We start from the raw sequence: 13,216 nt of genomic DNA on the forward strand, positions 1-13,216 counted from the left end.
ACACAAACCTTCTAAAGGTGTATCCATGCGTAAACTATTGGGCGAATTCGAATGCAAGATCGACGAAAAAGGTCGAATGCGTTTGCCCAGCGGGTTGATCAGTCAACTCGGTGAGCGCGAAGCCTACACCTTTGTGATGAACCGGGGCTTTGAGAAATGTCTCATGTTGTATCCCCGGGAAGTATGGGATAAAATCACCGAAGAAATTGACCAGCTGAATTATTACGATCAGGAAAGCCGGGCCTTTCAACGCTATTTCTACCGAGGTGCTCAAGAACTGACCATGGATGACAATATGCGCATCCTGCTCAACAAACGTCTTCTGGAATACGCGAGTATCGAAAAAGAAGTCATTCTAATGGCTTACAACGATAGGGTAGAGGTCTGGTCAAAAGAGCGTTACGATGAGATGTTGGACGAAGAACCAGCCGATTTTTCTGGCCTTGCCCAACGCGTGATGAGCCCAAGATAGGGTGTGAGTGTGGAAGTGTGGGTGTGATGGTGTGGGTGTGATGGAGTCCTGATTTGAAAAGCTTACGCACCCCACGGATTCATCCGTGGGAGCGCATATACAAAAACAGCCCATGACTTTAGTCGTGGGAGAGAGCATATGGAGTACCACAATCCAGTCTTAGCAACCGAAGCCATCGAGGCCCTAAACCTTCAATCGTCCGGCACCTATGTCGATGCAACTTTTGGGGGTGGCGGGCACGCTCGCTTGATTTTGCAAGCACTCGGAGAAAAAGGCCGCCTGATTGGATTTGACCAGGATGAAGACGCACAACGCAATACCTTGGACGACCCAAGATTCACGTTTGTGCCCCACAATTTCCGCTTCTTGCGCCGCTTCTTACGTTTGCATGGAGCGGATCAAGTAGATGGAATCCTGGCTGATTTGGGGGTGTCCTCCCATCAATTGAACGAAGCCGAACGAGGCTTTTCTTTTCGTTTTGACACCCAACTGGACATGCGCATGAACCAGCAAGGGGAGCGCAGCGCCGCAGATGTGCTGGCCACTTATACCGAAGCCGAATTGCAAAACATGTTTGGCACTTTAGGTGAAGTGCGCAACGCACGCACCCTGGCCCAAGCCATCGTACGCGAACGCCAGGTGCGCCCGCTGCGCAGCATTGGTGACCTTTTGGCGCTCCTGGATCCCCTGGTACGGGGGCAACGCAATCGTTACCTTGCTCAGGTTTTTCAAGCCCTGCGCATGGAGGTGAATGACGAGGTAGGTGCCTTGCGTGATTTTTTGGAGCAATCGCTCCAGGTACTTAAACCCGGAGGCCGATTGGTGGTCATTGCCTATCACTCCATCGAAGACCGGATGGTGAAAAATTGCATCAAAACGGGCAATGTCGATGGACAAATGGAACAAGATTTTTATGGCAACATTGCCCGACCTTTTGAGGTGCTGAGTAAAAAAGCCATCTTGCCTTCCGAGGCAGAAATAAAAGAAAACCCGCGCTCACGTAGCGCAAAAATGCGGGTAGCCGCAAAAATCGAATAAAATGGCAAAAAAATCAGGCATCGGACAATACTTTGAGCTTGGCTTCCTCACCTCGGAACTCATCCTCAAAAACCTGTCTTTTGTCTTGTTTTTGGGCTTTTTGGCAGTAATCTACATTGCCAATTCCCGCTTTGCTGAAAAAAACGTACGCCAGATCCAGCACTTGCAACGCGAATTGCGCGAACTGCGTTGGCAATACATGACCCTGGAATCAGAAAACATGTACAACAGCCGCCAGTCCGAGTTGGCAGAGCAATTGAAGGACGAGCATTTTGAAGCATTTGGGACGCAGCCCAAACGCATAGTAGTACAAGACAAAAACGATTATTAATCTTTGATTGTTGGGCGTCGCTTCCCACAATCAACAAAACAAAATGATGGAAATCAAGAACGAAATTCTTTATCGGATTTACTTCTTGTTGTTCGGTATTTTCATACCGGCAGCCGTCATTATGGTATACCGCACCATCGTTATCAGTGCAGTACAGGGAGAGGAATGGCGCCAGAAAGGCGAGGACAATTATGTACGCTTCAAAGCCATCGAAGCCGATCGGGGAAACATCCTGGCTTTGGATGGCAGTGTGTTGTCTACCTCTATCCCTTATTTCGATTTGTATTTCGACCCGGTAGCGCCACAAGTGAAGGATTTTAATGAAAACATTGATTCCTTGTCTTATTGCCTGGCCACCTATGTAGATGATACTTACACGCCTGGAGGTTTGCGCGATTACCTCATCCGGACCCGCGCCGATTCCAGCAACCGCCATATTCTGATCAAAAAGGGCGCAACCTTTATTGAAAAAGCCAAAATTGAACAGTACCCACTCTTCAACAAAGGTCGTTTCCGGGGAGGTTTGATCGTTGAACAGCGCAATGAGCGCCGTCGGCCATTTGGATTGTTGGCCCAACGGACCATTGGATATGTAAGGGAAAATGCCAAACCTGTTGGGATCGAAGGTGCCATGGATTCCATCCTGCGTGGCCAACCCGGTGGGCAAATGATGATTCGGGTTGATGCCAAAAAAGACATTTGGCTGCCTTTGGAAGACCTTACAGCCATGGACCCCAAAAGTGGAGACGATGTGCTCACAACTATAGATGTCAATGTTCAGGATATTGTTGAAAATGCGCTTTTACGTGGGATGAATGCCCATGATGCAGAATGGGGAACTGCAGTGGTCATGGATGTAAAAACTGGTGCCATCCGGGCCATCGCCAATTTGGGCCGTGGTGAGACGGGCTGGTGGGAGTCCTTCAACTATGCCATCGGATCCTCGGTTGAACCGGGGTCTACCTTTAAAACGGCCACCATGTTGGCACTGCTGGAAGACAATGTAATCAAGTTACAGGATTCGATCAACATCAATCATGGCAAAGCACAGTTTTTTGAACAACTGATGGTAGATGCTTCAACCGAAAGCATCGATTTAGATACCATTTCGATTCAAAAAGCTTTTGAAATATCTTCCAACGTAGGGATTGCCGGTTTGGCACAACGGTTTTATGGTTCTGGAAATGGCCCGGACCGTTTTATCCGCCGACTCAAACAGTTCAATATACACTTACCCACTGGGGTAGAAATTGAAGGCGAAGCCAATCCTTACCTGAAAGAAGCATTTAGCGAAACCTGGAGCGGTATTTCATTGCCCTGGATTTCTCATGGGTATGAATTGCGCATCACCCCGCTGCAATTGTTGACTTTTTACAACGCCATCGCCAACAATGGCACCATGATGAAACCTTATCTGGTTTCGGGTACCCAGCGGTATGGCGAGATTTTGGAAGAATTTCCCCCAACCGTTGTAAAAAGGCAAATTGCATCAACAAACTCGATTCAGCGGATTCGCCAATTGTTGGAAGGTGTCGTCAATGATGGTACCGCCAAAAAACTAAAAACGGACGCTTACAATTTTGCAGGCAAAACGGGTACAGCGCAAATCAACTACAGACGCAGCGGTAAAAATATTCAGATTGGTGGTTATCGGGCTTCATTTGTAGGCTATTTTCCCGCTGAAAATCCACGCTATTCCTGTATCGTGGTGATTCATCGCCCGCGTAAAGCTGGATTTTATGGTTCAGATGTAGCAGGGCCGATTTTCCGGGAAGTCGCAGATAAAATTATGGCCACTGGTACCAAACACCAAACTCCGGTGAACCTGGCGGAGCGGCCCCCAATGAAAACCGAGGCTCTTCCAGGTTTGGATGCTGGTTCAGCTGGTGACTTACGCACCGCAATGAAATACCTGGATCTCCCATTCCATGGGCGCCCAGGGACTGAAATGGCGGTGATCCGCACCCATGCCGATTCCATCTTGTTTCAGGATCGGGTATTAACGGAGCGAGTTGTTCCAAATGTGTTGGGAATGACCTTAAGAGATGCTTTGTACGCCTTGGAAAATGCCGGACTTAAGGTGAGACTCAATGGGGTAGGGAAGGTGATCAGTCAATCGATTCCGCCCAACGCCAAAATACGTGGACAGACGATATCAATAACCTTGCGATGAAAGAAGACATGGATCAAACTGGCAAAACCTTAAAATCATTGCTGCAAGGGCTAAAACCTTTGCAGATTTTGGGTTCGACAGACATCGCGATTGAAGAAGTGATTTTTGATTCCCGCAAGGCGGGCCCGAATAAATTGTTTGTAGCTGTTAAAGGAGTTCAGGTGGATGGCCACCAATTCATTCCTCAGGTTTTACAAGCAAATACCCGCGCTCTGATTGTGGAAACGATACCGGAAAACGTTCCGGATCAGGTAACCATTGTTCAAGTTGCCAATTCAGCTCAAGCCCTGGGCTTTTTGTCCGCTGCTTTTTACGAGCACCCCTCTCACCAGCTTAATCTGGTTGGTGTGACCGGGACGAATGGCAAAACAACAACGGTTACTTTACTCTATGACCTATTTAGTGGTTTAGGCTTCAAATGTGGTTTGCTATCAACTGTAGAAAATCGCATTGCCGGCCAGGTGATCGCTTCCACCCACACAACGCCCGATGCTGTAGCCATCAACGCATTGTTGGCCCAGATGGTGGAAGCTGGCTGTGAATATGCCTTTATGGAAGTGAGTTCTCATGCAGTCGACCAAGGTCGGATCGCTGGACTGGACTTCAAAGGGGCCATTTTCACAAACATCACCCATGATCACCTGGATTACCATAAAACCTTTGACAACTACATTCGCGCCAAAAAAGCCTTCTTTGACCAATTGTCAAAAAAAGCTTTTGCCTTGGTCAATGTTGACGACAAACGAGGAATGGTAATGACCCAAAACACCGTAGCTGCAGTACATCGCTACAGCCTGCGGCAAATGGCCGAATTCCGGGCCCGCATCATTGAGAACAGCCTGACGGGGCTGCATCTGGACATTGACAATCAGGATTTTTATGGCCGCCTGATCGGTGAGTTCAACGCCTACAACCTTCTGGCAGTGTATGCCACGGCAATTTTGCTGGAACAGGACAAAGTAGACACCCTCACCCAACTGAGTCAGCTCAAAGCAGCGGAAGGCCGCTTCGACTATGTGCTTGATGCCAAGCGCAAGGTCACCGCAATCGTGGACTATGCCCATACGCCGGATGCTTTGGAAAAAGTGCTGGAAACCATCCAGTCCTTGCGCAAAGCAGATGCCAAAGTACTGACTGTAGTTGGTTGTGGCGGCGATCGGGATCGGACCAAACGGCCCACCATGGCGAAAGTGGCTTGTCAATACAGTGATCAGGTGATCCTCACCAGCGACAATCCACGTTCGGAAGAACCCGAAGCCATCATCCGCGAGATGGAGGCTGGCGTTCCCGCCGAAGCGCGCCGCCAGGTACTGAGCATTATCGACCGCAAAGAAGCCATTCGTACGGCTTGCCGTTTGGCGCAAAATGGTGATGTGGTGTTGGTTGCGGGCAAAGGCCATGAAAAATACCAGGAAATTAAAGGGGTGAAACATCCCTTTGACGATAAGGAAATTCTGAACGAAGAATTTTCGCATTAGCTTGTTTAAAGGACAAGCTAAAATTGAGGCTTTGTGGATAACTCTTGCACCACCAAAAGTGGAAAGCAGGGGAGAATTGCTATTTTTGCGCCTTTAAAAGCAAATAGGGTGTTTGCCGGTTGACTCAACCCCAACTGGATCCTTACAATCATCAATACTTATGCTGATTAACTTAGTCGATTGGCTTAAAGCCAATTTTGGGCACTTTCTGGGCTCTGGTTTGTTTCAGTACATTACTTTCCGGGCCGGAGCAGCAATAATTCTTTCCCTGATCATTTCATTGGTTCTGGGTGGACGGATCATCAAGTTTTTGCGTAAGCAACAAATTGGTGAAACGATTCGTGATCTCGGCCTGGAAGGGCAGACCTCTAAAAAGGGTACTCCCACCATGGGTGGAGTGATCATCATCCTGGCCATTTTGGTTCCTTGTTTGCTGATGTCCAAGCTGGATAACATCTACGTCATCCTGATGGTGGTAACCACCTCCTGGATGGCGATCATTGGTTTTGTCGACGACTACATCAAAGTCTTTATGAAAAATAAAGAAGGTTTGAGTGGGCGCTACAAAATCATCGGTCAGGTAGTATTGGGCGTCATCATTGCAACAGCTATGATGTTTAACCCCGACATTAAGGTGCGGATGGAAACCAATGCAGCCCAAGAAGCAGGCTTGGCTGAATCTGACCGGGTGAGCAGTTTCATTTACACGGAAGAACCAGATGGAACAGCGATTCAAAAGGCAGACTACAAAACCAATGTCACCAATGTACCCTTTTTGAAAAACAACCACCTGGATTACGCCTGGCTCATGCCAGGGGATCAGGAATCGGGTAAAAAGTGGCTATGGTTGTTGTACATCCCTTTCATCATTATCGTGGTAACGGCTGTATCCAATGCCGCTAACCTGACTGATGGAATTGATGGCCTGGCAACCGGAGTTTCCGGGATCATTGGCGCTACGCTAGGCATTTTGGCTTACGTTTCTTCCAACGCAATTGCCGCCAACTACCTCAACATCCTGCATTTGCCAGGGACCGAGGAATTGGTGGTCTTTGCCGCATGTTTGGTGGGTGCATGTATCGGCTTTTTATGGTACAACGCCTTTCCAGCGCAGGTGTTTATGGGTGATATGGGCAGTTTGACCCTCGGAGGCATTATTGCAGCCTTGGCCATTTTGCTCCGCAAAGAATTGTTGATCCCCATGCTCTGCGGGATTTTTGTGGTAGAAAACTTGTCAGTTGTTCTGCAAGTGGCCTACTTCAAATACACCAAGCGGAAGTATGGCGAGGGCCGCAGGATTTTCCTGATGTCACCCTTGCATCACCACTATCAAAAGAAAGGGATGCACGAGGTGAAAATTGTCACCCGCTTTTGGATCGTCGGTATTTTATTGGCCGTGATGACCATCATTACCCTTAAAATCCGCTAGACCGTGAGCCTCGACCAAAAATTGAATATCGCCATTCTGGGCGCTGGCGAAAGCGGCGTCGGAGCAGCAATATTGGCCTTCAAAAAAGGCCATGAAGTATTTGTATCTGACAAAGGTCAGATCGTGGAACAGTACAAAGAGGAGTTGAACCAACAAGGGATCACTTTTGAAGAAAATAATCACGACCACGACCGAATTTTGGCTGCGGACCTGATCATCAAAAGCCCGGGTATCCCGGATAAGGTCCCCCTTTTACAGGAAATTTTCCAAAAAGGCCTGCCGGTCATCTCCGAAATTGAATTTGCAGCGCGGTATACCCAGCATTTTACCATTGGCATTACGGGAAGCAATGGTAAAACGACCACTACCAACCTGATCTACCACTTGCTCGCCAAAGCGGGTCTGGATGTAGCGATGGGAGGTAATGTAGGCAAAAGTTTCGCCCGGATCGTGGCCGAACGCGATTTTGCTTACTATGTCTTGGAACTGAGTAGTTTCCAATTGGAAGGCATTCAGGAATACCGCCCGGATATCTCGATGATTTTGAACATTACGCCCGACCATTTGGATCGGTACAACTACCAATTGGAAAATTACGCGGCGGCAAAGTTCAACATCGTACGGGCACAAGAGGCCCGGGATACTTTTTTGTACAATGCCGACGACCCGAATGTGGGCGGGCAGCTACAAAAGTACCCCACTAAGGCTAAACCGGTAGCCATTTCCTCCAGCATGACGGAGAGCACTCGCCTTAAAGTTGGCGGGTTGACATTTGAAATGAGTACAACTCCATTGATGGGGCAACACAATTACATGAACGCATTGTTTGCCGTGCAAACCGCGCTTCAAATGGGCATCGCGCCCGCTGTAATCCAGGAAGGTTTGAACACCTTCGTGAATGCGCCCCACCGACTCGAAAAAGTAGCTACTGTAAATGGTGTGGAATACATCAACGACAGCAAAGCGACCAACGTCGATTCGGTGTATTACGCCCTGCAGGCCATGACCAAACCGACCGTTTGGATCGTGGGTGGCCAGGACAAAGGCAATGACTACGGGCCGCTGCTCGATTTTGTTAAAGCCAAAGTCAAAGCCATTGTGTGTATGGGATTGGACAACAGTAAAATTGTCCAAAGCTTCAATGGAGTCATCGATACAATTGTGGAAACCGGATCGGCGGTGGAAGCGGTTCAACAGGCAACGCGATTAGCTGTAGCCGGGGATAACGTTTTAATTTCACCCGCTTGTGCCAGTTTCGACTTATTCAAAAACTACGAAGACCGTGGCAATCAATTTAAAGCCGCAGTCTTTGGAGTGATGAGTGATGAATGATAAGTAATGAGTGATGGGTTGCCCCTTACTCGGAGCCGATTCATCACTCATTACTTATCATTCATCACTATTATGAGCGTTTTTGCGAGAATCAGTTCAGAATTACAGGGGGATCGTTCCATTTGGGCGGTGCTGTCTATTTTGGCAGTGTTCTCGCTGTTGGTAGTGTACAGCTCTACTGGTACATTAGCCTATGCCAAGGGTGGAGGCAATACCGAAGCCTTCCTGGTGCGACAAACCGTGTTTATCATCGGTGGTTTGTTGATCACCTACTTTTGCCACACCTTTAATTACATGCGCTTTCACCGCGCGGCACCGTATTTGTTTTTCATTGCACTGCTGTTGCTCTTTTATACCCTCTTTTTTGGCGCCAATATCAATGATGCCCGACGCTGGATTTCCATCCCGTTTACCGGATTGACCTTCCAAACTTCGGATTTTGCCAAAATTGCACTGGTGATCTACGTGGCTCGGTCCATTTCGGCCAAACAAGATTACATCAAAGACTGGAAATCAGCCTTCATTCCAATCATCGTACCCGTACTCATCATTTGTGGACTGATCGCTCCGGCAGACCTTTCCACTGGTGTTTTGTTGTTTTTTACCTGCCTGATGATGATGTTCGTAGGGCGGGTTGACGTGCGTTTTATCATCGCCCTCCTGTTGTTGGGTTTGATGGTTTTTGCCCTCTTAATTTTTTCAGCAGATGCTTTCCCCGGATTTATTCGGGTAGATACCTGGTCTTCCCGGATTCGGGATTTTGTGACCAACCCGGACGGTGGTTACCAGGTGCAACAAGCCAAAATCGCCATTGCCAATGGTGAGTGGCTTGGCGTTGGGCCTGGGAATAGCATTCAACGCAACTACTTGCCTTCGCCATATTCCGATTTTATCTATGCTATTTTATGTGAAGAGTATGGTGTAATCGGCGGGGTGATCGTGATTTCGATGTACATCGTTCTCTTTTTCCGCATTACCCGCTTGGTGACCAAGAGTTCCAAAGCTTTTGGGGCAATGGTAGCCTTGGGGTTAGGAATATTACTGATCACACAGGCTTTTGTCAATATAGCTACTGCATTACACTTGATTCCAGTGGCCGGGGTTACGTTACCCATGGTGAGCCGGGGGGGAACCTCTACGTTGTTTACCTGTATTGCTTTTGGCATCATCCTGAGTGTGAGCCGATTTGTAGAACTAAACGAAGCAGATTAATGGAAAGAAATAGTGCACCAAGAATCATCATCAGCGGCGGCGGCACGGGAGGACACGTGTTCCCGGCGATTGCCATTGCTGATGCGATCGTGGCAAAAGTGCCCGGCGCGCAGATTCTTTTTGTAGGTGCACAAGGAAAAATCGAAATGGAGAAAGTACCCAAAGCCGGGTACCCGATCGAGGGTTTGTGGATCAGTGGATTCCAACGCTCTTTGTCGCTCCGCAATTTGCTTTTTCCAGTGAAACTGGTGTACAGTTTGCTCAAGGCCCGCTCTATTGTGCGCAAGTTCAAACCACAAGCTGCGGTAGGTGTAGGTGGCTACGCCAGCGGGCCACTGTTGGACATCGCTACCCGCAAAGGAGTACCCGCCCTGATTCAGGAGCAAAACTCTTACGCTGGAGTTACCAATAAGTTGTTGAGCCAACGTGTGCAAAAAGTATGTGTAGCTTACGAAGGTATGGAGCGCTTTTTTCCGGCGGAAAAAATTGTCCTCACCGGGAATCCGGTACGTAGGTCGGTTGCCCAGGCTATTGATGCTGGTACAGCGCGTACCCATTTTGGCTTGGAAGCGAACAAACCCACGCTCCTGATTTTTGGGGGAAGTTTGGGTGCTTTGTCCATCAACGAAGCAATGGCGCAAAACACCAGTTTTTGGCAAAACAACCCTGACCTACAAGTGCTTTGGCAATGTGGTGGAAGCCACCACGAAAAATACCAAAACTGTGCAACGGCACAGTTGCCCAACGTAAAACTAATGGCCTTTATCGATCGGATGGACCTGGCATACGCAGCAGCAGATGTGGTTTGCTCGCGGGCAGGCGCCCTGACTATCTCGGAACTGTGCCTGGTGGGAAAACCCGCCATTTTGGTGCCTTCGCCCTTTGTGGCGGAAGACCACCAAACGAAAAACGCCCAGGCTTTGGTAGATAAAAATGCCGCGATCATGGTCCGTAATGCGGATACGGTCTCTGCACTTTTACCCGCAGCCCTGGAACTATTGCAAAACGAAACCAAACGCAACACCCTTGCCCAAAATATCCTGGCACTGGCGAAACCCAATGCTGCCGAGGAGATTGCGGAGCAAGTACTGAGTCTAGTTGAGGGAGGTTGAGAAGGTTGAGGAAGGTTGAGTTCTCGGTCGCTGAGCGTAGTCGAAGCGCCGAGAACTCAACCTCACTCAACCTTCCTCAACTTCTCAACCAAAATACAAGTTATGCTTGACCTTCAAGACATTAAAAAGCTTTATTTCATCGGAATCGGCGGCATCGGCATGAGCGCCATCGCCCGCTATTTCCTCCAGCGTGGGGTAGAAGTACACGGTTACGATCGTACTTCCACTGAATTGACCCGTGCGTTGGAAGCTGAAGGCATGCATGTACATTACGAGGAGGATTTGAGCAAGGTTCCGGCAGGAGTTGATCTGGTCGTGTATACGCCAGCAGTTCCGACCAGCCATGCAGAGTACCAACATTTTTTGCAAAATGGCACGCCCATTAAAAAACGGGCTGAAGTATTGGGCATCATTAGCCGGGGGATGAAAACCGTGGCTATTGCTGGAACGCATGGCAAAACAACCACCTCCTCGCTCACTGCGCACTTGTTGCGCAGCACTGGGGTCGATTGTACCGCCTTTTTGGGAGGCATTGCCCGCAATTTTGAATCCAACTACGTACTGGGTAGCAGCGATTGGGTAGTGGTTGAAGCCGATGAATTTGACCGTTCCTTTTTGCACCTCTATCCAGATATTGCCTCCATCATGTCGATGGATGCTGACCATTTGGACATATATGGGGATGAAGAAACCCTACTGAATACTGGTTTTAAGGCTTTTGCCAAACAAATCAAGCCAGGCGGCACCCTGTGGTTGCAGCACCGTTTGCAGCATCACTTTGACGGGAATACCGCATACCGGAGTTTTGGGGTCGGTGGTGGTGACTATCAGGCGCACAACATCCGGGTAGAAAAAGGCTACTTCGTTTTTGATTATACCAGCCCGCAGGGCACCATTGAAGGATTGCGCATGCCTCTACCAGGGCGGCACAATGTGGAAAATGCAACAGTGGCCTTGTCTATTGCCTTGCAGTTGGGGGCAAAAGAGGAGGACATTCGCAGCGGATTGGCCGCTTTCCGGGGAGTGAAACGCCGTTTTGAAATCATCTATCGGGATGAAGAAACGGCATTTTTTGACGATTACGCGCACCATCCGACCGAGTTGAATGCGGCCATTGGAGCGGCGCGGGAATTGTTCCCCAACGCCAAAATCACCGGGGCTTTTCAACCGCATTTGTTCAGCCGCACCCGTGACTTTGCCGATGGTTTTGCGGATGCCCTGGACCAGCTGGACGAAATTTACTTGTTGGATATTTACCCGGCCCGGGAACTACCGATCCCCGGAGTGAGTTCTGACCTATTGGTAAAACTGATGAAGAACCCCAATGTACACCAGATCAGCAAAGCGGACTTGTTGCCAGCGCTGCAAAACAACAGGCCGGAAGTGTTGCTGACCTTGGGTGCAGGAGACATTGATACACTGGTGGAGCCAATCGGAAATTGGTTGAACAGTACAAAAAAACAAAACAACCCGAAATAAAATAATACATAGCATGGCCGAATCGACAAACAATAACAGAATCACGCGGCAACAGCTCAAAGCATTGGCCTGGATGGCCACCCTGCTGGTGGGGGCGATGGTCGTGCTGTCGGCCGTAAACCACCGCAAAAGTGCAGCTGTAAAGGGGGTGGAAGTGGAAATCAAACCTTTACCCAATGGCGACCTGCTGATGCAACCCGTGGACGTAACCGAATTGATCCACAAAGCTTTTGGTTACGAGTTCCAATCCCGCTCGGTGCGCACCGTGGAAATTGAGCGCCTGGAACAGGTATTGGAAAAAGACCCCCTGGTGCAAGACGCCGAAGTATTTCTGGACGCCCGCGATTATGTGCGGGTGACCGTGACCCAAAGAGAACCCGTAATTCGCATCATCGACAAGGATGGCTGGAATTACTACCTGGATAAAAACGGCATTCGGATGCCCCTGTCCAAACACTTCACTGCCCGGGTGGTAGTGGCTACAGGAAGCATACCCGCGTATGTGCCCGATTTTTTGGAGCGTGAAAAACACTTATTGCGACAATTGTTTTTGCTCAGCAATGATCTCCGCAATGACGCATTTTTAAATGCCATGATCGGACAAATCTTTGTGAGCAGCAACGGCGACTTCATTTTGGCCCCACTGATTGGCGACCAAAAGATTGTATTTGGAAAGTACGACGAAGATGCAAAGGAGAAGATCCAGAATCTGAAGATATTTTACCGTGAAGCCATGCCTTACGAAGGCTGGCGCAAATACCGCAGCATTGATGTTCGCTTTCGCGGACAGGTGATTTGTAAATAAAGTTGAGGGAAGTTGAGAAGGTTGAGAAAGGTTGAGGCTACCGCAAAAATGAGTTTGAGTGTGATGTGTGCGTGTGAAAGTGTGCATGTCGCTCGCGGTAGCCTCAACCTCCCTCAACCACCTCAACCTTCTCAACTTAAACTAACAATATTGAATCCCATTTTTACGGAGACAGGATTGCAGCTAACTTACTGATAAACGCTTACACAACCCACTCCGAACTAACCGCCTACATTCCCATTTTGGTGAAAAGGCCAAATTGAACATTCATGATGGAAACAAATGCTCGCAAATCAGACGTGGTGGTAGCCGTAGACATCGGCACGACCAAAGTATGTGCCATCGCGGGACGTAA

General features: G+C 48.8%; 11 protein-coding genes. All 11 read left to right on the top strand.

The features are described from left to right. Positions 1–472, top strand: a 472-nt coding sequence (gene mraZ, locus SFV55_RS28215; RefSeq protein ID WP_320032942.1) for a division/cell wall cluster transcriptional repressor MraZ, incomplete at its 5' end; no start/stop codon positions are given. A gap of 138 nt (positions 473–610) precedes the next feature. Next, positions 611–1,510 (top strand): 16S rRNA (cytosine(1402)-N(4))-methyltransferase RsmH, encoded by a 900-nt coding sequence (rsmH, locus tag SFV55_RS28220; protein WP_320032943.1) that lies wholly within the window; start codon positions 611–613, stop codon positions 1,508–1,510. A 1-nt stretch (position 1,511) separates the two neighbouring features. Next, the gene (locus SFV55_RS28225) at positions 1,512–1,841 is read left to right on the top strand and encodes an FtsL-like putative cell division protein (protein WP_320032944.1); all 330 of its coding nucleotides are present in this window, start codon (positions 1,512–1,514) and stop codon (positions 1,839–1,841) included. A gap of 43 nt (positions 1,842–1,884) precedes the next feature. Further along, positions 1,885–4,014, top strand: a complete 2,130-nt coding sequence (locus SFV55_RS28230; protein ID WP_320032945.1) for a penicillin-binding protein — start codon at positions 1,885–1,887, stop codon at positions 4,012–4,014. Beyond that, the gene (locus tag SFV55_RS28235) at positions 4,011–5,492 is read left to right on the top strand and encodes a UDP-N-acetylmuramoyl-L-alanyl-D-glutamate--2,6-diaminopimelate ligase (protein ID WP_320032946.1); all 1,482 of its coding nucleotides are present in this window, start codon (positions 4,011–4,013) and stop codon (positions 5,490–5,492) included. The genes SFV55_RS28230 and SFV55_RS28235 overlap by 4 nt, the downstream gene beginning before the upstream one ends. 160 nt (positions 5,493–5,652) lie before the next feature. Next, the gene (mraY, locus tag SFV55_RS28240) at positions 5,653–6,921 is read left to right on the top strand and encodes a phospho-N-acetylmuramoyl-pentapeptide-transferase (protein WP_320032947.1); all 1,269 of its coding nucleotides are present in this window, start codon (positions 5,653–5,655) and stop codon (positions 6,919–6,921) included. 3 nt (positions 6,922–6,924) lie between these two features. Further along, positions 6,925–8,253, top strand: coding sequence for a UDP-N-acetylmuramoyl-L-alanine--D-glutamate ligase (murD, locus tag SFV55_RS28245; protein ID WP_320032948.1), 1,329 nt, complete (start codon positions 6,925–6,927; stop codon positions 8,251–8,253). Positions 8,254–8,325: 72 nt separating this feature from the next. Continuing rightward, the gene (locus SFV55_RS28250; protein WP_320032949.1) at positions 8,326–9,465 is read left to right on the top strand and encodes an FtsW/RodA/SpoVE family cell cycle protein; all 1,140 of its coding nucleotides are present in this window, start codon (positions 8,326–8,328) and stop codon (positions 9,463–9,465) included. Continuing rightward, complete coding sequence (gene murG / locus SFV55_RS28255; protein ID WP_320032950.1) at positions 9,465–10,577, top strand: undecaprenyldiphospho-muramoylpentapeptide beta-N-acetylglucosaminyltransferase; 1,113 nt, start codon at positions 9,465–9,467, stop codon at positions 10,575–10,577. Before SFV55_RS28250 ends, murG begins: the two co-directional genes overlap by 1 nt. A gap of 102 nt (positions 10,578–10,679) precedes the next feature. Further along, positions 10,680–12,056 carry a UDP-N-acetylmuramate--L-alanine ligase gene (gene murC, locus SFV55_RS28260; protein WP_320032951.1) on the top strand — a complete coding sequence of 459 codons (1,377 nt, stop codon included), beginning with the start codon at positions 10,680–10,682 and terminating at the stop codon, positions 12,054–12,056. Between the two features lie 13 nt (positions 12,057–12,069). Beyond that, positions 12,070–12,861, top strand: coding sequence for a hypothetical protein (locus SFV55_RS28265; RefSeq protein ID WP_320032952.1), 792 nt, complete (start codon positions 12,070–12,072; stop codon positions 12,859–12,861). Positions 12,862–13,216: the final 355 nt, after the last annotated feature.

Origin of the sequence: Haliscomenobacter sp., from assembly GCF_033763495.1 — a bacterium.
Lineage (GTDB): Bacteria > Bacteroidota > Bacteroidia > Chitinophagales > Saprospiraceae > Haliscomenobacter.

Bases quoted from the DNA above. Each gene is read 5' to 3' on its own strand.
- rsmH (WP_320032943.1), top strand. From the start codon at position 611: ATGGAGTACCACAATCCAGTCTTAGCAACCGAAGCCATCGAGGCCCTA.
- SFV55_RS28225 (WP_320032944.1), top strand. From the start codon at position 1,512: ATGGCAAAAAAATCAGGCATCGGACAATACTTTGAGCTTGGCTTCCTC.
- SFV55_RS28230 (WP_320032945.1), top strand. From the start codon at position 1,885: ATGATGGAAATCAAGAACGAAATTCTTTATCGGATTTACTTCTTGTTG.
- SFV55_RS28235 (WP_320032946.1), top strand. From the start codon at position 4,011: ATGAAAGAAGACATGGATCAAACTGGCAAAACCTTAAAATCATTGCTG.
- mraY (WP_320032947.1), top strand. From the start codon at position 5,653: ATGCTGATTAACTTAGTCGATTGGCTTAAAGCCAATTTTGGGCACTTT.
- SFV55_RS28250 (WP_320032949.1), top strand. From the start codon at position 8,326: ATGAGCGTTTTTGCGAGAATCAGTTCAGAATTACAGGGGGATCGTTCC.
- murG (WP_320032950.1), top strand. From the start codon at position 9,465: ATGGAAAGAAATAGTGCACCAAGAATCATCATCAGCGGCGGCGGCACG.
- murC (WP_320032951.1), top strand. From the start codon at position 10,680: ATGCTTGACCTTCAAGACATTAAAAAGCTTTATTTCATCGGAATCGGC.
- SFV55_RS28265 (WP_320032952.1), top strand. From the start codon at position 12,070: ATGGCCGAATCGACAAACAATAACAGAATCACGCGGCAACAGCTCAAA.